The organism is Staphylococcus pseudintermedius, from assembly GCF_001792775.2.
Classification (GTDB): Bacteria; Bacillota; Bacilli; order Staphylococcales; family Staphylococcaceae; genus Staphylococcus; species Staphylococcus pseudintermedius.
This window is the reverse complement of the sequence record NZ_MLGE02000007.1, coordinates 81,946-104,380: the sequence shown is the minus strand read 5'-3', so window position 1 is coordinate 104,380 and position 22,435 is coordinate 81,946. Positions and strand designations below refer to the sequence as shown.

19 protein-coding genes are annotated in these 22,435 nt (G+C 37.9%); 9 read left to right on the top strand and 10 right to left on the bottom strand.

Features of this window, described 5'->3' with window-relative positions; genetic code table 11:
* Positions 1–170: 170 nt before the first annotated feature.
* Positions 171–1,769, bottom strand: a complete 1,599-nt coding sequence (locus tag BJK46_RS07205; RefSeq protein ID WP_103263462.1) for a M20 family metallopeptidase — start codon at positions 1,767–1,769, stop codon at positions 171–173.
* A gap of 183 nt (positions 1,770–1,952) precedes the next feature.
* On the opposite strand from BJK46_RS07205, the gene BJK46_RS07200 reads away from it, so the two are divergent.
* Positions 1,953–2,309, top strand: coding sequence for a DUF3139 domain-containing protein (locus tag BJK46_RS07200; RefSeq protein WP_014613066.1), 357 nt, complete (start codon positions 1,953–1,955; stop codon positions 2,307–2,309).
* Positions 2,310–2,476: 167 nt separating this feature from the next.
* On the opposite strand, the gene BJK46_RS07195 is transcribed toward BJK46_RS07200, so the two are convergent.
* Positions 2,477–3,424, bottom strand: coding sequence for a lactate/malate family dehydrogenase (locus tag BJK46_RS07195; protein ID WP_014613067.1), 948 nt, complete (start codon positions 3,422–3,424; stop codon positions 2,477–2,479).
* Positions 3,425–3,604: 180 nt separating this feature from the next.
* Between BJK46_RS07195 and BJK46_RS07190 the strand changes: the two genes are divergently transcribed.
* Both BJK46_RS07190 and BJK46_RS07185 read left to right on the top strand, forming a co-directional pair.
* The gene (locus BJK46_RS07190; RefSeq protein WP_014613068.1) at positions 3,605–4,678 is read left to right on the top strand and encodes a M42 family metallopeptidase; all 1,074 of its coding nucleotides are present in this window, start codon (positions 3,605–3,607) and stop codon (positions 4,676–4,678) included.
* Between the two features lie 171 nt (positions 4,679–4,849).
* Positions 4,850–5,755, top strand: coding sequence for a DMT family transporter (locus tag BJK46_RS07185; protein WP_014613069.1), 906 nt, complete (start codon positions 4,850–4,852; stop codon positions 5,753–5,755).
* A gap of 354 nt (positions 5,756–6,109) precedes the next feature.
* Here BJK46_RS07185 and BJK46_RS07180 read toward each other — a convergent pair whose 3' ends face one another.
* Positions 6,110–6,445, bottom strand: coding sequence for a DUF4889 domain-containing protein (locus BJK46_RS07180; protein ID WP_103263461.1), 336 nt, complete (start codon positions 6,443–6,445; stop codon positions 6,110–6,112).
* Positions 6,446–6,728: 283 nt separating this feature from the next.
* On the opposite strand from BJK46_RS07180, the gene BJK46_RS07175 reads away from it, so the two are divergent.
* Positions 6,729–7,922: a CynX/NimT family MFS transporter gene (locus BJK46_RS07175; protein ID WP_014613071.1), complete on the top strand. Its 1,194-nt coding sequence runs from the start codon at positions 6,729–6,731 to the stop codon at positions 7,920–7,922.
* A gap of 85 nt (positions 7,923–8,007) precedes the next feature.
* Here BJK46_RS07175 and BJK46_RS07170 read toward each other — a convergent pair whose 3' ends face one another.
* Complete coding sequence (locus tag BJK46_RS07170; RefSeq protein ID WP_014613072.1) at positions 8,008–10,101, bottom strand: helix-turn-helix domain-containing protein; 2,094 nt, start codon at positions 10,099–10,101, stop codon at positions 8,008–8,010.
* Between the two features lie 574 nt (positions 10,102–10,675).
* Here BJK46_RS07170 and BJK46_RS07165 point away from each other — a divergent pair.
* Positions 10,676–12,115, top strand: coding sequence for a sucrose-specific PTS transporter subunit IIBC (locus tag BJK46_RS07165; RefSeq protein ID WP_065354033.1), 1,440 nt, complete (start codon positions 10,676–10,678; stop codon positions 12,113–12,115).
* A gap of 696 nt (positions 12,116–12,811) precedes the next feature.
* On the opposite strand, the gene BJK46_RS07160 is transcribed toward BJK46_RS07165, so the two are convergent.
* Positions 12,812–13,750 (bottom strand): magnesium transporter CorA family protein, encoded by a 939-nt coding sequence (locus BJK46_RS07160; RefSeq protein WP_020219805.1) that lies wholly within the window; start codon positions 13,748–13,750, stop codon positions 12,812–12,814.
* Positions 13,747–14,211: a MarR family winged helix-turn-helix transcriptional regulator gene (locus tag BJK46_RS07155; RefSeq protein ID WP_014613075.1), complete on the bottom strand. Its 465-nt coding sequence runs from the start codon at positions 14,209–14,211 to the stop codon at positions 13,747–13,749. The genes BJK46_RS07160 and BJK46_RS07155 overlap by 4 nt, the downstream gene beginning before the upstream one ends.
* Positions 14,212–14,621: 410 nt before the next feature.
* Here BJK46_RS07155 and BJK46_RS07150 point away from each other — a divergent pair, with 410 nt between their 5' ends.
* The 3 genes from BJK46_RS07150 (at position 14,622) to BJK46_RS07140 (ending at position 17,449) form a co-directional block, all read left to right on the top strand.
* Positions 14,622–16,277 (top strand): Na/Pi cotransporter family protein, encoded by a 1,656-nt coding sequence (locus tag BJK46_RS07150; RefSeq protein WP_096533529.1) that lies wholly within the window; start codon positions 14,622–14,624, stop codon positions 16,275–16,277.
* Positions 16,278–16,579: 302 nt separating this feature from the next.
* Positions 16,580–16,783 carry a hypothetical protein gene (locus tag BJK46_RS07145; RefSeq protein WP_014613077.1) on the top strand — a complete coding sequence of 68 codons (204 nt, stop codon included), beginning with the start codon at positions 16,580–16,582 and terminating at the stop codon, positions 16,781–16,783.
* A 207-nt stretch (positions 16,784–16,990) separates the two neighbouring features.
* Entirely contained in the window at positions 16,991–17,449 is a 459-nt protein-coding gene (locus tag BJK46_RS07140; protein ID WP_014613078.1) for a DUF2871 domain-containing protein, read from the top strand.
* A gap of 75 nt (positions 17,450–17,524) precedes the next feature.
* Here the strand turns inward: BJK46_RS07140 and BJK46_RS07135 are convergent, their stop codons facing one another.
* The 4 genes from BJK46_RS07135 to BJK46_RS07120 all read right to left on the bottom strand — a co-directional run bounded on the left by BJK46_RS07135 (position 17,525) and on the right by BJK46_RS07120 (position 21,752).
* The gene (locus tag BJK46_RS07135; RefSeq protein ID WP_014613080.1) at positions 17,525–17,941 is read right to left on the bottom strand and encodes a GNAT family N-acetyltransferase; all 417 of its coding nucleotides are present in this window, start codon (positions 17,939–17,941) and stop codon (positions 17,525–17,527) included.
* Positions 17,942–17,961: 20 nt separating this feature from the next.
* The gene (locus BJK46_RS07130) at positions 17,962–18,990 is read right to left on the bottom strand and encodes an NAD(P)/FAD-dependent oxidoreductase (protein ID WP_015729590.1); all 1,029 of its coding nucleotides are present in this window, start codon (positions 18,988–18,990) and stop codon (positions 17,962–17,964) included.
* 186 nt (positions 18,991–19,176) lie between these two features.
* Positions 19,177–20,520, bottom strand: a complete 1,344-nt coding sequence (gene glcP / locus BJK46_RS07125; RefSeq protein ID WP_014613082.1) for a glucose transporter GlcP — start codon at positions 20,518–20,520, stop codon at positions 19,177–19,179.
* Positions 20,521–20,756: 236 nt separating this feature from the next.
* Positions 20,757–21,752, bottom strand: a complete 996-nt coding sequence (locus BJK46_RS07120) for an oxidoreductase (protein WP_015729589.1) — start codon at positions 21,750–21,752, stop codon at positions 20,757–20,759.
* A gap of 131 nt (positions 21,753–21,883) precedes the next feature.
* On the opposite strand from BJK46_RS07120, the gene BJK46_RS07115 reads away from it, so the two are divergent.
* Positions 21,884–22,402: a GNAT family N-acetyltransferase gene (locus BJK46_RS07115; RefSeq protein WP_103263460.1), complete on the top strand. Its 519-nt coding sequence runs from the start codon at positions 21,884–21,886 to the stop codon at positions 22,400–22,402.
* Positions 22,403–22,435 lie beyond the last annotated feature (33 nt).

The window sequence follows — 22,435 nt, the reverse complement described above, 5'->3', positions numbered from 1 at the left end:
CTCTACAAGTGGGGATTAATACCATTAGCCCAGCTTGCAGAGTTGGCTTACGCAAGATATTGAACCGCCGAGTACGGAACCGTACGCTCGGTGGTGTGAGAGGACGAGTAGTCAATTAATGGCTATTCTCCTACTCGATTGTCGTGATTTGGCAATATTTTACTATTCAATTATGATAAAAAATGTGTTTTGATTATTGTTTCTAAAATAATAGGTAACTCTTCAAAGGCACTCTGTTGATGTACGCGCTCGGTCACTTTATGGGCGTCTTTACCGATAGGACCACAGTTCAAAAATGGTGCTTGAATCCGTTCAATCGCTTCAAACGGAATATGATATGTCTGGCCAAATACAGGTGTGTGATCGCGAAATGCGTCAAATCCTGAACCATTTGGAGATGGTGCAACGTAACTTAAATCACTAATACCATTAAAATAATGAATGCGTTCTGACACACGATTGAATTGTTGCTTGGCAGTGTCTGTAATCGTTTGTTTAATTGCTTCAACTAAAGGGTGAAACGATGCATTCGTTGCTGGATAATACGGTGGTGCAAAGAATGTAACAACGACAGGGCCAAGTGATTTACAAAGGCGAATAAGCGCATCAATAATCAAAATAGACTGTGCATGGGGCTCTTGTTCGTTTTGAATGGCTTGGTCAACCCTGTCTTTAACTGCGCGCTCACCATGATGTTGACATGCATATTGATACAACTCTTGATAAGTCAGCAACTGCAACTGAGGTAGCGGTGCGACGTCTTCATCTTTCATTCGTTGTTGGTAAGCCGCCCAAGCTTTATGCATGCCTTCTTTGACCGCCGCATTAAATTGTTGGAAAACATCATTTGCGTTATGTTTAAATAAGAAAAGATTAAATAAAGCGACTGTACGAAATGGCGTTTGGACATCATAATGATGCTTAACATCATTCATTTTTAATGTGACAGGGAAGGGCGTCGACTCACCTTCAAATGTCTCTTTAAAACGAGCGCTATATTCAATTTCTTGAAGGATATAACTCATCATAAAATTCGAACTTAAACCGAGTGCGGGTGTACCGACATGGGTTTCACGACCATTCACAAAAACGCCTGGCATAATTTTGCCAATCGACCCGCTATAAAAATAATGGATGTCATTGCCTTGTTGTTGAAATGTCGGCTCACTATTTAAATGTAAGACGATATCGAGTTGATGTTGCTGACAAAGTTCATCTAAGTGTGCCACTGCGGCATGCATTCCTTGTGAAGTAACTTCTTCGTCAGGTACAGTCATCAAAATGAGGTTGATATCCCATTGTTCGATGATGGCTTTTTCAATGAGTGACATATGTAACATGAGGCCGGGTTTCATATCCATACTGCCGCGACCAAATAAATATTGACCGGACTGAATATCGACTTGAACTTCTTTATCAAAATCCTCAACATGTCCTTGAAAAGTTGCTGTGAGGCGATCCATATCAAAAGCTTCAGATTGGTATAAACCAAAATCTTCAATACCCACTGTATCAAAATGACTGATACATGTGACGGCTTTGTGAGAGGTAGCGCCAAGATATAAAGCAACTACCGCATGTCGACCATCGTCAGTCGGTACGAGATGGATCTGTTCAGGGTGTGCTTTGAAATAATCAAGAGACATCAATTGATCTTTCACTAAATAAGGAAACGATTGTTCACCTTCTGAATGTGTCACACTTTGATGTGCAACGAGTTGTTTTAACAGTAATGCTCTTCCTGCTGCTGTTTGCCAATGTGTTTTCATACTATCTTCTCCTTTGTGTACTGTTTCCAGCATACAGTCTCATTGTAAGTGTTTTCATAGCATTTGCCAATGACATCCAATGACTTTATGACGTTTGTGTGACGGAGGAAGTTCTCTTAGATGTCTCAAACTGATTTGTGTTAATATAGTAAAATAAGATAGTACAAAGTGGGGGCATATGACATGTTAAAAAAAATAATCGGTATTATTTTGTCACTCATCGTTATATTTATCGTTGTTGCCGGTGCATTTTTTGCGTTTAAAGGGTACCAGAAAAGCCAAAATTTAAAGATGATTGATCAATATTTAACTGAAAATCATTTGAAAGATAAAGTCATTGAGGAAAAAGATGAGTACGACCCGAGAAAAGGGATTTTTTATAAAGAGTTAACGATTAAAGGCGATGAAAAAAATACATACATCGCACAGCCGATCCATATGAAACGTGGATTTTTCTTACAAGGCTTTAATACAGAAACGAAAAAGCATGATAAAAACGCGAAATATAGTTTCTTTGATGAAGATTATAAGTTGAAATAACTGTTTCTTAATTAGGAAATACGAGCTTGAAAGTTTTACGAATGCGGACATGTTCTTGCTTGATGATGTGGATAAGATGATGAAGAAAAGACTCGGACGAATTGATGTTCCGAGTCTTTTTATGCAAAGGCAATGATACAGCCCTTATATGAAGTGTGATTCTCATGCTACTTTACAGATTCTGCTGTTGCGATGGCTTGTTGAATATAGTCCACTGATTGATCGAGTGCTGTTTTTTCCTCTGCATCTAATTGAATTGGGAATATTTCATGGTGGCCATCGCGATTCACACGTGTCGGCAAGCTAAAGGCCACATTCGTATAATCATATACATTTTGATGGACAGTTGAAATCGGTAAAATACGATTCTCATCATAAAAAATAGCTTCTGCTAAATCGACAGCAACGCGTGAAATGGCTGAATTTGTCCAACCTTTTTTACGCATGACATCAAAAGAAACTTTATCGATTTGATCACGAATGCCTTGTTTCGAAATCGGTGTCGCCCCGTTCAATTGTTCATATTCTTCTAACGACATGCCGGCAATACGGACACGACTCCATACAGGCACAGTCGTTTTACCGTGCTCCCCAATCACAAAAGCTTCGACATTTTTTGGATCAACTTGATAATGATTGGCAATCAATGTGCGAAAACGTGTCGACTCTAACATCGTGCCTGTTCCCATAATCTTGTGATGTGGGTAGTTAAATTGTACTTCAGCAATATAAGTCATCGTATCTACTGGATTTGAAATCATCATAATATGCGGAGATGTCGTAACTGCAGTAATCTGGGCCATTATCTCTTGGATGATTTTCGTATTGTATGCTGTCAGTTTCGTACGATCCGCCATATCTGCGTTTGAAGGAATGCTGGCAGAAATAATGATTAAATCAACGTCTGCTAACATCTCGTATGTACCGACTTTAATACGTGTATGATGTGTCCCGCTTAACCCTTGAAAATGCTCATGATCGAGCGCTTCACCTTCTATACGGTCACGATCTGTATCAATTAAAATGATTTCTTGAAACAGACCTGCATACTGAATATCTGTTAAAATCTGACTCCCTACGCGTCCTAAACCGATGAGTGCGACTTTATTGATCATTCTAAACCCTCCTTGAAGTTGTATCAAAATATATCATTAAATTGACTCAAGTATACATAATATTAGTATAAACTTTGTGAAAGACAAGATGCAATGACCAAGCAATTCATCAGCAAGTACATTTTTCAGAATTTTTGGTATGATAATTAGGACACATCCTATAAAGGGGGACAATGAATAATGAAAGATACAAAAGCATTACTCCAACAATTAACAGACCTTAACGGGATTGCTGGACATGAGTATAATATTAAAAAGGTGATGAACGACCTTTTAGAACCAAATAGCGACGAAATGATCTATGACAATTTAGGAGGTGTTTTCGGTAAAAAAAATTCCAAAACAGGTCAACGTACAATTATGATTGCCGGTCATCTGGATGAGATTGGCTTTATGATTACGAAAATAGATGATAATGGCTTTATTCGTTTTACACAAGTTGGAAGTTGGTGGAATCAAGTCATGTTATCGCAAAAGGTAACAATTACGACAGATGAAGGTCGGCAAATTCGCGGCATTATCGGTTCAAAGCCACCCCATGTACTCACACCTGAAGAACGTAAACGCCCAGTCGAGATGAAACATATGTTTATCGATGTCGGTGCAAAAGATAAAGCTGAAGTTGAAGCGGCAGGCATTGAAATTGGCAATATGATTACACCATATTCTGAATTTGAGACGTTATTAAATGAGGATTACATGACCGCGAAAGCATTTGATAACCGCTTTGGTTGTGCAGTTGCAGTCGACGTGATGGACGAGCTTAAAGATGAGGATATCAATGTGAATTTAGTTGCAGGTGCGAATGTACAAGAAGAGGTGGGGCTACGTGGTGCAAAAGTGGCTGCTCACAAAGTAAAACCTGATTTAGCCATTGCGGTAGACGTCGGTGTCGCGTATGATACACCAGGTTTAGAAAGTAATGGAGACACTAAAGTAGGCAATGGTCCAATTGTGTTAAATTTAGATGCCACAAATATTGGTCATGTCGGGTTAATTCGTCACGTGAAAAATGTAGCTAAAGCGAATGGTATCGACTTGCAATGGGATTCTATTCCAGGTGGCGGGACAGATGCCGGAAGTTTCCATACAGCGTTAGACGGTATTCCTTCTATTGCATTGTCACTGCCATTACGTTACATGCATTCAAACGTATCGATACTGAGTCGCAAAGATTATCAAGCCGTCGTTAAGTTAGTCACTGAAATTATTCGTGCGTTAAATGATGAAGTGATTGACGAAATCATTTGGTAAAATATTTAAAACCACAATTTAAGCAGAATTCCACTTGTTCAACTAAGCAGTGGTGTTCTGCTTTTTATGTAGAGCGATAAAAGTAATGTGAAAGAAGCAAAAAGATATTGTCTTCACGTGTGAGTCATGATAGATTAGACAAAAATATAAAGACAACAGAGGAGTCTTTCCATGACACAACAACATCAAAAAAGGTGGTTAGGTTATTTATTAGTTATCATTGGCGCTTCATTTTGGGGGATAGGTGGAACAGTCTCACAATGGCTTTTTCAACATGCAAATGTCGATGTTACATGGTTTGTAGCCGTGCGACTCATGCTCTCAGGGCTGTTATTACTTGGCATTGCTTTTATTTCAGAAGGTCCGAAAGTCTTCCACATCTGGCGTGATAAACGATCCACAGCACAAATTTTAATTTACGGCTTATTCGGTATGCTTACCGTACAATATACCTTTATGGTTACTATCAGCTATGGGAATGCGGCGGTCGCGACATTATTACAATACCTTGGTCTTATTTTCATTATTTTTTATCTCGTTTTCAGGAAAGTTACAAAAATAGGTGTGAAGGAAATTGTAGCGGTATTGCTTGCATTAACCGGTACATTTTTATTACTGACTAACGGTAATATACTGAATCTACAAGTCCCTAAATTAACGATTGTATGGGGGTTACTGTCAGCCATCGCGCTTGCTTTTTATACCATTTATCCAGTGAAGTTATTAGCACGATGGAGTTCACTGACTGTCGTCGGTTGGGCAATGTTTATCGGAGGCTGTGCATTAAGCATCGTGCATCCGCCATGGCAAATGGACTTTACTACTTGGACGTTACCGACTTATCTTTATTTTGGATTTGCCATTATTTTTGGAACGATGCTCGCATTTTGGTTTTATATCGATAGCTTGCGATATTTACATCCACATGAATCAGGATTATTAGGCACACTTGAACCATTAACAGCACTCTTGACATCTGTTGTTTGGTTACACACTACGTTCGGAGTGTGGCAACTGGTTGGTGTTGCTTGCATCATAATGATGGTCGTCATCATCTCCGTCGTCCAAAACAAATAACGACATCATACAGGTTGAGGAATAAAAAAACAGATTGCATAACAACCCAGGAAGTCTAACAAAAAAGATTACAGAACGAAGCTGACGTCCTAAAAAGCCTTATTGAATAGCAACCTGGGCGAGACTCCTGAGGCATAGAGACGAGACCGAAAATCCACCAACGCATCTACCAATGTAACATTTCAATCAAGCGTTGGTTAGTTGAGGAGAGGCGCCTAGGAACGCGAGCCCAAAAGTGCAATCAATAAGGCGAATATATAAATATAAAGCTTCGTTCTGTAATCTATAAGATAATGCGCTTTCAATTTAGAACGAGAAGATAAGAAATGTTTCTCAATTCTTTAAGTCAACATACTAATGCATGTCGTGAATTTTCATCATCAACCCATGTGGCACATCATCATGTGACACAATCTTTTTCTTAATATATACATGTGGTTCATCTTTTTTCGCCACAAGCTTCACAAAATCACCTTTCTCAGGTCTGAAGTCATCATCGGTTGGAATCTTCACATTTGTTTCTACGGTTTTCTCAGACTCACTCACCACTTTTTCAGCAGTCGTGTCATCTTTCATATAACCGTAATAAGTTTCCTTTTGTCCTGCAAGCATCATCGCCACAACTACGCCTACTGTAGCGACTAACATCGCCACAATCAACACGATACCTATCGTTTGTTTTTCTTTCATTGATGTGTCTCCTTTGGAAAATTTAATTGCGACTTCATAATAAGTCACTTCTTATTGTATCGAAAGAAAATACTTTCGAAAAGCAAAATATTTAATGTACATACGATGTTAAGCGATAGACTTTGTTGTCTATATTATGTGCACAGTGAACAAGTATATGAAAATTTGTACGAAAGATTACGTAGAGAATCTTCAATTTTTTCGCGAGTCGTGAATGGCGTTGTGGTATAGTATCTATATTAAAAATTATCGCTTCCATGAGGCAAGAGGTGGAGGGACAACAATGTCTGAGTTCAATGGACATCAAAAAATTCAAGATCAATGGCTACTCGTCTTCGGTATTATTTTAATTGCGGCCACGTTACGCGCGCCACTCACAGCCGTAGGACCAGTCATCCAACAAGTTAAAACAGATTTACATATTAACAATGGGATTGCAGGTTTGATTACGACCATTCCACTCATTATTTTTGGTGTGGTATCGCCATTTGTATCGCGTATGCTTTCAAAAATTTCGATGTCACGCTTTTTATTTTTAACTTTAATGTTAACGATGGTCGCACTGCTTATTCGAATTTTGGGAGGGATACTAACATTTTTCATCGGAACAGTGTTACTCGGTGTATCGATTGCACTAGCCAATGTCACGTTGCCGGCTTATGCGAAATGGGCTTTCCCGACACAAATTGGTTTAATTACAGGAATTTATAGTGCGACGATGAACTTTACAGCTGGGTTGGGTGGGGGATTAAGTTACCCACTGTCTACTGTTACATCGTTATCATATCGCTTTTCACTCGTGTTTTGGGTCGCTTTTGCAGTGGTAGCATTCGTAATATGGTTGCCTCAACTGAAACAAGCGTCTTATTTAGCTTCACAACAACATGAGGGATTGAGAAAGCCGATTTATTGTTCGAAAATTGCATGGGCGGTGGCACTCACGATGGCATTCCAATCTATGATGTTTTATAGTATCGTCGCTTGGTATCCGTCAATATTAGTGAGTAAAGGCATTGAACCGGAAATGGCGGGATACTTTTTAATGTTGAATCAATTTTCGCAATTACCGATGACGTTTACATTTCCGATTATTGCCGCAAAGATGTCGACACAAAGAAGTTTGATCAGTATAGTTGCAGCGCTGATGAGTGTAGGGTTTATGTTGCTGTTTTTCAACAATACGTGGATATTACTTATGGCGATGATTTTAACTGGTATGGGCATTGGCGCATGCTTTAGTTTATGTATGACGATGTTTTCGATTCGTTCAAAAACAACAGCCGGCAGTATGGCTTTATCAGGTTTTGGTCAGTCGGTCGGTTATTGGATCGCGGCGATAGGGCCTTTTCTACTTGGTATGGCACATGATTTGTTGAATAATTGGACGGTCGCTATTGTGTTGTTTTTAATGATGGTCGTAGCTGTATTTAGTGCAGGTATGATTGCCGCGCAAAATAAATATATTGAAGATGAATAAGTGATAAAAGTAAGGGTTAAGACGAGGTATGCACCTTGTCCTAACCCTTATTTTGGATGACGTTCAAACGCTCACCAGCAAACGATTACAATATATCTGATTGTTGCTGTGCTTGACTTTTCGTAATATGAATTAATTTGATGTGGCCAACAGGCAGTGTTGTTTGATAACGTGACTTACCAAAATGATGGAGCTGAACATGAAATAACAATTGATTCGCTGCATGAATGGTTGAGATAAACTGTGGAGGTAAGTAATAACCTTCTGCGTTTTTTGCAAGGATGTCATCGATGTTACTGTATTTTGGATGATACGTATATTCTGCCACTAAATGTTGATGTAACTCTAAAGTACCGTATAGCTCATACGTCAAATCCTTTTGGTCGTTTTGGACTTGATACGGGTGAAATAACAATATATCATAGGCCAATCGCGATTCGTGAACGACATAGGAACGTTCCACGACACTATGCGAATGATTGAAAGGTTGCATTAAATGAAATACGTGTTGTAGCGCGGTTTGATGGCCCAGTCTATCGAAATAACCGTGCATTTCTGGCTGATGACAGATGAGCGGTAAAGTTAAACCTTGGACGGTATGATGCATATTTAACCAAATTTCCAACCATTCTCTCGGGTGTACTTTCTCTTCTTTTTGCGCATATAACCATTCATTGACACCGGATAATAAAATAGGACGTTGATTCAAGTTGTAATCTTCTAGCCAATCTTTAAGTTGGCGATGGAAAGGATGTGTCAGTTGTAATGATGAAGATGTGGATTGCGCAGTACTGTTCACCAATGACATATCCACCATATAGTAATCAAAATCTGTATCAAGTTGTAACGTTCGTTGTGGCATCGGTATGTAAATGAGTAAAGTGAATTGGCAACTTTCGAGTAATGTCTTCATCTCTTGAATGATGAATTTGATGTCACGTGCTAAAAGTGTTGCATCATCTAATACGAGATTGAAATACAACTGTGACATATCAAAATCAATAGCAGATTGACGTAGCACTTGTAATAACGGTTGTAAAAAGTGCAATTTAAATTTTTCATAACTTTGCATAGATGAGATACGATAAGCAATGCCATATTGATGGTGGTACACTAACTGGCTTAAACATTTGACCTCATCCAAGTTATCAAACGTGATATTCCCCCATGATGTTGCGTTGAAGTACAGTGTGATAGGAGTCGCTTTTTGATACGTTTGCACATGCGGAGTTGGATGGAATATCTGCATCATTTCACGCATATGTTGTACTTCAAGGAGTAACCGTTTAGATGGTAGCCAGCGCGTTTGTTGGGATTGATTTAAATAAATGCTTAACGGCTGGTTTGCATTAAATTTTTCAAGAACATCGAGTAAATGACCTTCAAAATATTGATCATCAAACGGTTGAATATCGACTTGAATGACTTGCTTTTGATGTTGCTTTCGAAACGCAATCGGACTGACGCCAATAAAACGTTTAAATTGTTTAGAATAATGATTGTAACTACTAAATTGATAGTATAATGCAATCTGATTAATCGATTCATTCGTGTGCAGTAAGTGATACATGGATAAGCCAATTTTCAGTGAAACAAAATACTTTTTGAACGTATAATTTAAATATCTGTTGAACAATGTTGAGATGTATGATTCGGTAACAAAAAAGTGCTCACTTAACTCTGGCAAAGATAATCGAGAAAGGGGTCTTTGATGAACATAATCCATGATGTTATTAAATAAGATGCTTTTCACTTGAACCCGTGGCACATGAACTGCCCCTGTATCGATAAAACATTCATTGACTAACATTTCGATAATCGGTTTGAAGCATTCGAAATATTGGTCCGTGTTATTTTCGGTAATCACTTTTTTTATTTGTGTGGTGATTATATTGTGAGATGATAACTTTTCTTGATTGAAAAAGCCTAATAAATAATGTGGCTGATATTCTGAGAAGTAGTGTAATGGAATAGAGATTTTTGCAACAGCTTGTGCATCTTTAACTTTAACGATGTCATTATGGTTAATGATTGCAACTTGATGATAAAAATGACTCTTTTTACCGTTGAGCTCGAGTGTCAGGACGCCTTCAAATGAAACGAATAATTCGATACGATTAAATACACGATATGCACTAGATGTGTACTGTTTCATTAATTCAATAGTGATGCCTTGCATAATGGACCTCTCTCAAATTCAGTATTTTTCAACAGCATTGAAATGACTTAATAAATCAACATTATTATAGAATTATTGATTGTTAGACCACAATATGATTTGCAATATTGTGAAAAGAAAGACTTAAAGTGAAAAGATAATGACATATTAAAGGTTTTAAAAAGAGTATAGAAAACAATATTCTTTAAAAAAAGATATATCGCAGTGAAAAAACGTGGTAAACATTTCAGAAACGGTGTTGTACTATGAAAGGTGTTTGAAAAATTTAAAGCTCAAAAATAGAATATGAAACACTTGGGAGAGAAAGTAACACCAATAGCTGACAGGTTTTGAAGTAACATCACTATAACATATTCTTAACAAAGCGACACCCTTGATTGCTACATCGTTAAACAGAAGTGACAAAGAATTTTGAATAGGTATTGATTATCCATTTGAAAACGAATACAATGAAGATAATCGTTTTTGGTACCGGTTCCAAAAAAGTTTCGAAAGCATTGAATAGGTCATTTTGGAGCCTTGCATTGTTTTTGAAACGTATTTAAGTATGCAAGACAACTGAAGGAGTGATGTTATGGCCTATCAAAAAGAAGCAGCAACGATTTTAAAAGCAGTGGGTGGAGAAGAAAATATTGAAGAAATGGCGCATTGTGCAACCCGTTTACGCCTCACATTGAAAGATGAAGGCAAAGTAGATGAGGAAACACTCAGTCAAATAGACGTTGTTAAAGGGACATTTTCTACAAGTGATCAATATCAAATTATTATCGGTTCAGGTACTGTCAATAAAGTATTTCAAGCGGTGCAGACTTTAATGAAAGGTGATACTGACGAACATACCCATCAAGAGAATAACAAACAGAAGAAAAAGGGGCATCCGTTACAACGTTTTGTGAAGATGTTGTCAGACATCTTCGTTCCAATTATTCCGGCAATTGTTGCGGGCGGTTTGTTAATGGGACTGAACAATATTTTGACAGCAAAAGGGATTTTTAGTGAATCACAATCTGTTGTCGAAATGTATCCGCATTTTGCTGAATTTGCAAGTATGATCAATATTTTTGCAAGTGCACCGTTTGCGTTGTTACCTATTTTAATTGGATTCAGTGCGGCGAAACGCTTTGGAGGCAATGCGTTTTTAGGTGCTGCATTGGGGGCAATTATGGTTCACCCTGCGCTAATGAACGGTTATGCATATCCAGAAGCACTAACAAATGGTGATCCAATCCCGCAATGGCACATATTAGGTTTATCCATCGCGCAAGTGGGTTACCAAGGACAAGTGTTACCTACATTAGTTGCGACATACATTTTAGCACAGTTGGAAAAAGGGTTACGTCGTGTTGTACCGACTGTATTAGATAATTTACTTACACCATTATTTGCTATACTCATTACCGCATTTTTGACATTTTTATTTGTAGGACCATTGACACGTACAGCAGGTTTTTGGCTTACTGATGGCTTAACATGGCTTTATGAAACAGGGGGCGCTGTTGGTGGATTCCTCTTCGGACTGTTCTATGCACCAATCGTTATTACAGGGATGCACCACAGTTTTATTGCTATTGAAACAGCACTCATAGCAGATTCAGCAAAAACGGGTGGCTCTTTCATTTTCCCAATCGCTGCAATGTCGAATATGGCGCAAGGTGCCGCTGCATTGGCCGCATTTTTCTTAATTAAACAAAATCAAAAATTGAAAGGTGTCGCTTCAGCAGCCGGTGTATCAGCAGTGTTAGGGATTACGGAACCCGCTATGTTTGGGGTCAATCTGAAGTTGCGTTATCCATTTATCGGAGCAATGACAGGATCAGCTTTAGGTTCAGCATATGTTTCATTCTTTAAAGTGAAAGCAACGGCATTAGGAGCAGCGGGCATTCCAGGTGTCATTTCAATCGCACCAGGTTCATGGACACATTATATTATAGGCATGTGTATCGCCTTCATTGGTAGCTTTGTTATCACATTAATCTTATCGAAACAGAAAAAGTATCAGGGCTTAGCAGAATAAAACAAAACGTGAGAATTAAGAGGATAAATATTAATTATATGAAAGACTGGGATAGCTGCATTGCGTCCCAGTCTTTTGACATCATTGAGGATACGCATCTATCATTAAAAAATACGATAACTAAGAAAAGCACTGTTAATTGTATGAGTTAAGCGTGTGAATTTTATCATGTTAGTACGAGTTTATTATGAGAATGATGATTTTAAAGCGTATTGAAAAACGATTCTAATATGAAAATAAAAGCCTTGACTGACGAGATTGCAAAATAGGGCGAAACGACTTAGAACCAAAGACAGTGGTATTTGTGGCATATAGTAATGACAAAAGCTTTGATATTGGCTAAAAGGTTAGTGTGAAAAGTACTTGGAATACAAGGGTGTAAGAACCATCCGAGACGCCTATGGGATAAAATGAACAATTAAATAAGATTTCTACTGTTTAACGCAATAGCTGTCTGACTTCTCCATCTAAACACTTTTGAGAAGTCTAGTCAGCCATATGGAGGGCAGTACGACGACATCTTTGTTGTACATAAGATTTCTGTACTACTCCCAAAACACAATTTGGCTTCTATCAAATGAATATTTTAATTAAGCCAAATTTCGTTGAGGCAAGCCGACTAGAAATGCGAGGGATGGCCCAAACCTCAAACTAAAACCTTGTGATTTCATACATCAAACGGCACCCAACCTATCGTCAAAGCTTATCATTCCGCCATAAAAAGACAAACAATACAACAACAAGCACCACAGAAAGCACAATAATAATCAACCACGACAGGCCACTTTCTGTATCAATCGGCAATGGCACATTCATCCCAAAAAAGCTAAACACCAAAGTCGGCAACGTTAACAACACTGTAAAAATCGTCAACGTCTTCATCGTCGTATTCAACTGATTCGAAAGCAATGACGCATAGGAATTCGACATACTTTCTACAATACGTAAATAAAGCTCAGTCGTTTCTACCGCTTGTTGGTGCTCATTTTTCAAGTCTTCCAACAATTCTTCATCATCATCAAACCGTTTAATTGCTGGCAAACGGAACAAATGACGAATCGTTGAGGAGTTGGTTTTTAATGAACCTAAAAAGTAAACGAGACTTTTTTCAATTTCACTTAATAAAAATAAACGTTGGTTCGTTACGCGCTGTTGTAAATTATACTCCACTTGACGACGCTCTTTATTGAGTAAGCGTAAACTTCTATTATATTGTGCTGCCATATCATACATGACTTTTAAGGCAAATTGACTTTTATACTTCAAGTTAATCGGCTTTTGAATTAAGTGATCAAAATAATGAAATGATTTTGCACAAACCGTCACAATAATATCTTTGCCGATAATGATACCTAACGGCAATGTTGTAAAACTTTTAAGCTTGTATTGGCCTGATTTTGTAATAGGGAAGTCACTAATAATTAATGAATAGCCGCTATCGTCATCATATTCAATACGTGAACTTTCTTCGCTATCTAAAGCATCTTCAAGGAAATCTTGAGGAAAAGCATACATATCAATGAGACGTTGTATTTCAGCTTGAGTCGGTTTGACGACATTAAGCCATTGTGCATGTTCCCAGTCTTCACTTTCTACTACACGGAGGTCCGCGTCATTACGATAGGCACGAATCATGTTGCGTCACCTTCTTCTATATCTTGTTTTAAATGTCTGATGTCTTTGTAGCCTTGTCTATAGGAGGCAAAACCTTCCATAATCGCATACCAATCTTCGCCAAACTCAGACTTAATTCGATTAAATAAATCACTTTGTGCGCGATTTAACTTTTTGATAAGTGCTTTACCTTCTGACGTTGGATAAAGTCGCTTTAAACGACGATCCGTTAAATCAGGCTCATCATAAATTAAACCTTTTGCTTTTAATAATTTGAGTGTCGCATGTGAGCCTTGTTTTGAAATTTCTAGATTCTCCAATAATTTTTTAGTCGTAATGCCTGGCAATTTGTTAATAAAAAAGAGAAAGCGATGGTGTTGACGACTCATATCATATTCAGCGATGAGATCATCGGCTGTTTTAGTAAATGTTTGATAAGCGTAATAAAAAAGAAACAGTTCATAATCATTATTTTGAGTCATAGTAAACTTCCTTTTCTGAAAAGTCTTTTTCATTATAGTAAAGAATTTTACATCTGTCATGGATATGTTGATGAAATTTGAAGGATTGTTCACACATGGATCTATGAGAAGGTGAACCATGCTGTAGATCTACACATGCCAATGTGAATTTTGTAATGTGAATGTTAAGCGTTTAATGTGACATAAATAACACAAAATTTGAAATGTGACGTTAAATTTGTAGTTACTTTTTAGGAAAATCATGAATTTAAATCGAATCTTCATGAAATCTTAACATTAAATTTACAAAGATAAGAGATAATCAGAGTGAATCATACTTGGATAGTATGGCTAAGATATTGAAAAATAACCTATTTCATGTCTTTTTTTGGTGTTTTTTACAAACTTTATATTGAGGTGGAAAAATGGAAATGTCGGTAACTGAAGTCATCTTTTCGTTTTTAGGTGGCTTGGGTATCTTCCTGTATGGTTTAAAAATAATGGGGGATGGTCTTCAAGCTTCTGCTGGAGATCGTTTGCGTAACATTTTAAATAAATATACCTCTAACCCAGTACTTGGTGTGTTAGCAGGTATGATTGTGACAATATTAATTCAAAGTAGTACAGGTACGACGGTCATCACAATTGGTTTGGTCACAGCTGGATTTATGACATTGAAACAAGCAATTGGTGTCATTATGGGTGCCAACATTGGGACGACGGTGACCGCGTTTATTATCGGTATTGATTTAGGGGAGTATGCGATGCCGATTTTAGCATTAGGTGCGTTTCTTATCTTCTTTTTCAAACGTTCAAAAATTAATAATATTGGGCGTGTTTTATTTGGTTTCGGATCACTCTTTTTCGGTCTTGAGTTTATGGGAGGTGCAGTGAAACCATTAGCTGAATTGGAAGGCTTTAGACAGTTGATGCTCGATATGTCCTCACATACGATTTATGGTATTTTAGTTGGAATAGGTTTAACGGCGCTTGTGCAAAGTTCGAGTGCGACAATTGGGATTTTACAAGAATTTTATAGTCAAGATTTAATCACTTTACAAGGTGCGATTCCGGTCCTGTTAGGTGATAATATCGGAACGACCATTACAGCAATATTAGCAAGTTTGGCAGGCTCACTAGCTGCAAAACGAGCGGCATTTGTTCATGTCATTTTTAATGTCATCGGTGTGATCATTTTTACGTTATTATTACCTATCGTCATCCCACTGATAGCGACAATTCAAGACGCATGGCATTTAAAACCAGTGATGACGATTGCCTTTGCACACGGCGCCTTTAACGTGACGAACACATTAATTCAATTGCCATTTGTTGGTGTTTTAGCTTGGATTGTCACGAAAATTGTGCCAGGTAAAGATGTCACAGAAGATTATAAACCGCAACATTTAAACAAAGATTTAGTGTATCATGCACCGGGTGTTGCGTTACAAGAGACACAAAAAGAGCTACAAAATGTTGGGAATATCGTACGCTCTATGCTTGATGATGTGCACCATCCGTCTCAAATGGATAAAAAAATGATTAAAAATGTGCAACAAAAACATCAAGCTGTCGTGACGATTAGTGATAGTATACGTAATTATCTCGTACGTATTTCGACTAAAAATATTACTCGAAAAGATGTTGAACGATTGGCTGTCATGTTTGATGTAAATCGCTCCATTTTAAAAGTATCCGAATTAATCGAAGCATATATTGAACAAGTGAACCGTAAAAAAGCGAAAGAGATTACTTTAACAGAAGATGCTGAGCGTGGCATTGATAAACTGTATCGCTTTGTAGATGAATCATTTACGAAAGCCATTGAAACATTGGATGTATACGATACAACGAAGAAGGATGAAGTGGTCGAGCGGAGTCGTGAAGCATTTAACATTGAACATCAACTTCGTAAAGGTCATATTAAACGTTTGAATCGTGGTGAATGTTCGACTGACGGTGGCCTGCTCTATGTAGATATTATTGCCGTATTAGAGCGTATCGGTTATAACTCACGTAATATTTCTGAAGCCATGGTTGGTTTAAATGAAGATGTATCCACTGAAGAAGAAGTTGTGAATGTATAGTTTGTTTTGAATTGAATGAGGTGTAGTGTTTGTATCTTGATCAGACACTACGCCTTTTTAATTGAAAAGTGAAAGCAAAATATAACTTGAGAAAAATGAGGGAATTTCATTAAAAACTATCAAAATAAATAGTCATTGTTACAATGTTCTGTCAAAAGAATAATGTTAAGTGACAAATATTTGAAAAACAAACAAAATGATTGTGTTCACTTTAACTTTTGATAATCTTTTAAAGATGACAAATTTTTGATTTTGTATATACTGTATTGATTTGAAAGGGGTGAACGTATGCACAGGTGGTGATGTGGACACAAGAAGACGAAGATAGTGAAAACCTTGCACCATTGACAGAACTTAAAACAGGTGGTGCAACAACGAATAGTGGAGAAGCGGGGGCAACAACAACAGCTGTATCGCCATGGTTATGGGTGATCAGTATTGCTGCTTTAATTGTAGCGCTCGTCGCATTGTTTAAACGACGAAACTTTACGAAATCTGACAAATAATTGTTATTGACATGATGTCTATGTTTACCGCTATAATCAGTAGTATAGAAGATGAGGGTTCAACATTTTTGCCTTCCATTTATTAGGATTTTATGGATGATACATCAACTAGTTTGAAAAAGAAGGGAACGTCAATTTCCGTATTGCATTAACTCATGACAACAAGTTTGAGCATTAACGGAATTAAAACAATGGAGCGTGAAAACAATGAGACGTATTTTATATGCATTTATGACTTATACCGTGTTGGGACTATTGAGTGGGTTTGCTTACAGAGAATTAACAGTACATTATGAATTTACGGGTTCTACCCAAATGAGTGTCATGCATACACACTTATTAACGCTCGGTATGTTTATGTTTTTAATACTGATTCCGATAGAAAAATTATTCAAAATCAGCAGCTACTATTTATTTAACTGGTATTTTATTATTTACAATATTGGTGTGTTGACGACAGTGTCAATGCAGTTTATGAAAGGGTTTAAGCAGATTTCAGGTGGTACCATTCCAGCGTCGTTTGCAGGATTTGCCGGTATTGGGCATGTAACGATAACGGCTGGATTTATTCTGTTATTTTTCTTATTACGACAAGCCATTCTAGTGTCACCACGAGATGGCGCTGTTGCCAAAGATGAAGTGAAAGACGAAACACCCGTTGAATAAAACGATGAAAACAAAAACCATTCAGTGCGCTATCTAAAATTTAGACACAGTGCTGAGTGGCTTTTTTTGTACATGTTACTTTTCAACGGGATAGTGGCGGTACATCCCACCTGAACGCGGTTCTGTTGAGATAAAACCGAATTGTGCATAAAGTTGGTCGGCAGGGTAATCAGCGATAAGACTGACGTATGTACCGGGTTGACGCACGGACTCTATGTAATCCATTATCTGTTGCATAATCACTTTGCCGTGACCTTGACCTTGGTATTTCGGACGTACTGCAACATCGATAATTTGAAATGCGGTGGCGCCGTCTCCAATGACACGTCCCATACCGATCAGTTGATGGTCGTCATAAATCGTAACTGTAAAACACGCATTCGGCAACCCAACGCGGGCAGCAGCTTCTGATTTTGCACTTAGCCCCGTGATACGACGTAGTTCACAATAGTCGGCTGGGGTCGGAATTTCATATTTTACTTCAGTTGTCATGACATAACGTTCCTTTCAATCTAGTGTGGTAAAAATTGACGATTGGCTTCTTTAAAGACATCATTGTGACTCGATACGTAGCCTTCTTTTGGTGCTGAAGGATCAATGTATTGTTTTGCACTGTTTGCCGCATGAGCCGCATCGCTGAAAGCACTCGCGATTAAATGTACTTTTGCGGGATGTTGGACAATATCGCCACAAGCATAAATCCCTGGCACTGAAGTACATGTGTTTTTCTCACCATACACATAATCGTCGTTCACAGTTTGAATTGTAACATCTGAATCGTTTAAAAGTGTCAGTTCACGTTCGAAGCCATGACTAATAATAACCTCATCTACACGATGGATGGTTGTTTCCCCCGTTTCACCATTTTCAAGGACGACTTCGTTAATTTTGTTCGCATCATCCGCAGTACTCTTCAATTGTACAATTTTGCTATTCGGAAACTTTTGGACATTTAATGAATCCAAAATGTTTTGCATCGCTTCGTGACCAGAAATATCTTTTTTGCGATAAACGAGTTTCACACTTTTAGCATAACCGGATAAATCACGTGCCCAATCTAACGCAGAATTGCCTGCTCCTGAAATAAGAACGTCTTTATTTTTGAATTTTTGATATTGTTGCACGACATAATGTAAGTTTGTCAGTTCAAATCGTTCTGCACCTTCAATTTTAAGTGGTAACGGTTTGATGATACCCGCACCTATCGCAAGAATGATTGCACGTGACATTAAAGACTGACCGTCAGCTGTAATGATTTCAAAATGATGTTCATCATGTTTGATAATATTTGTGACTTTCGTTTCGAGCAAAACTTCAGGGTTAAAATGAAGGCCTTGTTGAATAATATTTTTTAAGATGTCATAACAGGATTGAGGTGCAACACCGCCAATGTCCCAAATGATTTTTTCGGGATAAATTTGCATTTTGCCACCTAATTCGCGTTGAACATCTACAATGCGTACGTCCATCCCTCTAAGGCCTGCATAAAAACTCGCATATAAACCTGCCGGGCCACCACCGATAATTGTTACATCTTTCATTTTTTTACGCTCCCTCAAGTTAATTTGATGCTTTCTATTATCATATAAATGAGAATAATTATCAATTGAAGTGCCGTAAATGTCAAAAATATATACATAGCAGAATTGTGGTTGATAGGGTATATAATCAATAAAAAACAGCCAATAAGCATGACGGTTCATACTTATTGACTGTATCACTATATTCTATTCGACATTTTTCGCATTCGTACGTGCACGCAAGTCTTGTTCGATTTGTTCAAGACTGCGACCACGTGTTTCAGGCAAGAATTTTATAACGAAAATCATTGCGATGATACCAATGACTGCGAAGATTAAGAAGACTTGTTGAACTTGTAATACATCTGTGAGCACTGGGAAGAATTGTGCTACGAGTAAACTACCAATTGAAAGTACGAGTGCTGCAATACCTGTTGCTGCACCACGCGCACGCATTGGGAATAATTCTGGTAACATTACCCATAATACAGGGCCCCATGACACACCGAAGAAAATAATGAATGTTGTTAAACAAAGCAGAATAATCCAAGCGGCACTATTGACCCCGATAAGCCAAATTAATGCACTCATGATCAGTAATGAAGCCACCATACCAATGTTACCAATGACAAGTAATTTTTTTCGGTCAATTTTGTCGATAATTGAAATTGCGAAAATAGTTACAAGAACATTTACAACACCGATGCCAACTGTGCTTAAAATGGCGGTTGATTCACCAAAACCTGCTGTTGCGAAAATTTTAGGTGCGTAGTAAATAATGGCATTAATCCCAATCAATTGTTGGAGTAATGCAAAAACACTTCCGATAATGATTGTCGACAACAACCAAGGCGATTTAAGAACAGTCCAAGTGTTATCAGCAATTTGATTGATTTTCTTCATATTTTCGATTTCATGATCGATTTCTGAAGCTGGGTAAGTTAATTTCATCACGTCACGCGCTGCTTTTTCACCACGTTTTTCAAGTAACCAACGTGGGCTTTCAGGCATGAAAATAACACCAATCATCAAAATAACAGAAGGCACTACTGCTAAGCCAAGCATCCAACGCCATCCTTCAATAGGTGCAAATGCATAGTTCACAAGGTATGATGCTAAAATACCGATTGTGATCATTAATTGGTTGAGTGAACTTAATGAGCCACGTGCGTCTGTCGGTGCAAGCTCAGACAGATAAACTGGAACAATCGCAGTAGAACCGCCGACAGCTAAACCGATAATGACACGACCTAAAACTAAAATTTCCATCGTTGGTGCGAGCGCTAAAATTAATGCACCAATAATAAAGACGATAGAGATCATAAAGACTAAACGACGGCGACCTAATTTTTCAGATAATGGGCCACTTAACCCGGCACCGACAATCGCGCCGACCAACATGGATGAAACAACAAGCCCTTCAGTATATGCATTAAGTGGGATGTCATCCTTTAAATAAAGTAATGCACCGGAAATAACCCCCATGTCATATCCGTATAATAAACCACCTAAAGCACCAATGAAGAAGATCATCTTTTTATTTATTTTCATTGTGCAACCTCCAATATTGTTCTGTATTCAAGTATACGCTTTCATATGGTAATAGTAAATTATAAAATTTTGCAAGTTTAAAGTTTTGTAATCATAAATAACTCGTCTTTGCAAAATATTTGTCAACTATTAATCATATGCTTTGATACGACAAAGTTAGACTCCCATTACTTTGGACGATGTTGCTTCAAAAGTGTGACAGGTATCACATTTCTGAAGCAACTCATGTTATATTTTTAAGCTTCAGGACGTAAATCAACCACTATACGACCTAAAAAGTCATGTTTCTCTGCTTTTGCTAAATACGTTTTCAATTCACTAAAAGGGACCACCGTTTTAATGTCATGCAACTTTGCAGGTTTTAAATCTTTAGAAAGACGTCGCCATAAATGTTGTCTACGTTGCATTGGAAAAGCGACTGAATCTGCACCTAAAAGTCGGATACCACGTAAAATAAATGGATAGACTGTACTTGTGAATTCAGCACCACTTAAATTACCGCTAACGGCAACTGCACCGTGACGTTGAATACGTTTTAACACTTCAGTTAAAGTTTCACCACCGACAGGATCAATCGCCGCCTGCCATTCTGTTGAAGCGAGTGCTTTGTCAGTCACTTCATCAATTCTAGGAATAACCGTACGTGCACCTAACGCTTTTAATTGCGCATGATGTTCAGTTTGACCAGAACTTGCGATAACTTTATAGCCAATTGCATTTAACATCATGACCGACATTACGCCGACACCACCTGTAGCACCACGGACGAGTACCGGACCATTAGTACTTGTAATTTTATTGTCTTCTAACAATTGAATAGAAATCGCTGCTGTAAAACCTGCAGTACCAATAATCATTGCCTCTTCTAACGTTAAGTCTTCAGGGAGATGAACTAACCAATCACCTTTCACACGTGCGACTTCACTAAAACCACCGTCATGATTCACACCGAGGTCATAACCCGTGGCAATGACTTTGTCGCCTTCTTTAAATGACGGGTGGTCTGAAGCCATCACGACACCAGCCAAATCTATGCCAGGTACAATCGGATAATTGCGAATGATTTTATTATTCGATTTTGTAGCGAGTACATCTTTATAGTTAATACTTGAATAATGTACACGAATTGTGACATCCCCTTCAGACAAATCATCTAACGTAAGCTTAGTGAAATCTGCAGACAATGTGTCTTCATCATGAGTCACGCGAAAAGCTTTAAATGTTTCTGTCATATGCATGTGCCTCCTCAAATTTTTTCGTTCACACTTTACCAAAAACGCTCATGAAAGACAATTAGATTGCTTTTGCTCGTTGAAGTGAAGTGTCTCGTGTACAATAAAAGAAAAAGCGGGGAGGCAAGACGTTGGGATATGAATTAAGAAAGGTAACTGTGACGGAGGTCGCCACGTTACAACAGATAAGTAAAGATACGTTTTATGCGGCGTATCGCAATGATTATGAACAAGCATTATTTGACAGTTACTTTGCGGAAGAGATGTCTATAAAGAAGTTAACGGCCGAATTAGAAGATCTGGATATGCACTTTTTCTTTTTATATAACGATGATGTAATAGTCGGTTACGTGAAAGTGAATGTTGGAGCGGCGCAAACGGTAGCAAAAGGGATACAGTATGCAGAACTTCAACGGATTTATTTGTATCCTGATTATCAAGGGCAAGGATTGGGACAATGGCTATTTGATTTTGTATGTGACTTTGTAAAAAATGTACTAGGAAAGTCCAAGCTATGGTTAGGTGTGTGGGAAGAGAATCGTCCGGCACTTAACTTTTATTTGAAACAAGGGCTTGTTAAAACAGGTGTACGCCCATTTAAGATGGGAAAACATATCGACGAAGATTGGATTATGGAGAAAGATTTATAAAAATTATTTGAAAATTTTGCCGGAAATGTTTAG

Coding starts and splice junctions, on each gene's coding strand:
- BJK46_RS07175 (WP_014613071.1), top strand. CDS start 6,729: ATGTCTGAGTTCAATGGACATCAAAAAATTCAAGATCAATGGCTACTC.
- BJK46_RS07180 (WP_103263461.1), bottom strand. CDS start 6,445: ATGAAAGAAAAACAAACGATAGGTATCGTGTTGATTGTGGCGATGTTA.
- BJK46_RS07140 (WP_014613078.1), top strand. CDS start 16,991: ATGAGACGTATTTTATATGCATTTATGACTTATACCGTGTTGGGACTA.
- BJK46_RS07160 (WP_020219805.1), bottom strand. CDS start 13,750: ATGATTCGTGCCTATCGTAATGACGCGGACCTCCGTGTAGTAGAAAGT.
- BJK46_RS07200 (WP_014613066.1), top strand. CDS start 1,953: ATGTTAAAAAAAATAATCGGTATTATTTTGTCACTCATCGTTATATTT.
- BJK46_RS07150 (WP_096533529.1), top strand. CDS start 14,622: ATGTCGGTAACTGAAGTCATCTTTTCGTTTTTAGGTGGCTTGGGTATC.
- glcP (WP_014613082.1), bottom strand. CDS start 20,520: ATGAAAATAAATAAAAAGATGATCTTCTTCATTGGTGCTTTAGGTGGT.
- BJK46_RS07205 (WP_103263462.1), bottom strand. CDS start 1,769: ATGAAAACACATTGGCAAACAGCAGCAGGAAGAGCATTACTGTTAAAA.
- BJK46_RS07170 (WP_014613072.1), bottom strand. CDS start 10,101: ATGCAAGGCATCACTATTGAATTAATGAAACAGTACACATCTAGTGCA.
- BJK46_RS07135 (WP_014613080.1), bottom strand. CDS start 17,941: ATGACAACTGAAGTAAAATATGAAATTCCGACCCCAGCCGACTATTGT.
- BJK46_RS07195 (WP_014613067.1), bottom strand. CDS start 3,424: ATGATCAATAAAGTCGCACTCATCGGTTTAGGACGCGTAGGGAGTCAG.
- BJK46_RS07145 (WP_014613077.1), top strand. CDS start 16,580: ATGTGGACACAAGAAGACGAAGATAGTGAAAACCTTGCACCATTGACA.
- BJK46_RS07120 (WP_015729589.1), bottom strand. CDS start 21,752: ATGACAGAAACATTTAAAGCTTTTCGCGTGACTCATGATGAAGACACA.
- BJK46_RS07185 (WP_014613069.1), top strand. CDS start 4,850: ATGACACAACAACATCAAAAAAGGTGGTTAGGTTATTTATTAGTTATC.
- BJK46_RS07165 (WP_065354033.1), top strand. CDS start 10,676: ATGGCCTATCAAAAAGAAGCAGCAACGATTTTAAAAGCAGTGGGTGGA.
- BJK46_RS07190 (WP_014613068.1), top strand. CDS start 3,605: ATGAAAGATACAAAAGCATTACTCCAACAATTAACAGACCTTAACGGG.
- BJK46_RS07155 (WP_014613075.1), bottom strand. CDS start 14,211: ATGACTCAAAATAATGATTATGAACTGTTTCTTTTTTATTACGCTTAT.
- BJK46_RS07130 (WP_015729590.1), bottom strand. CDS start 18,990: ATGAAAGATGTAACAATTATCGGTGGTGGCCCGGCAGGTTTATATGCG.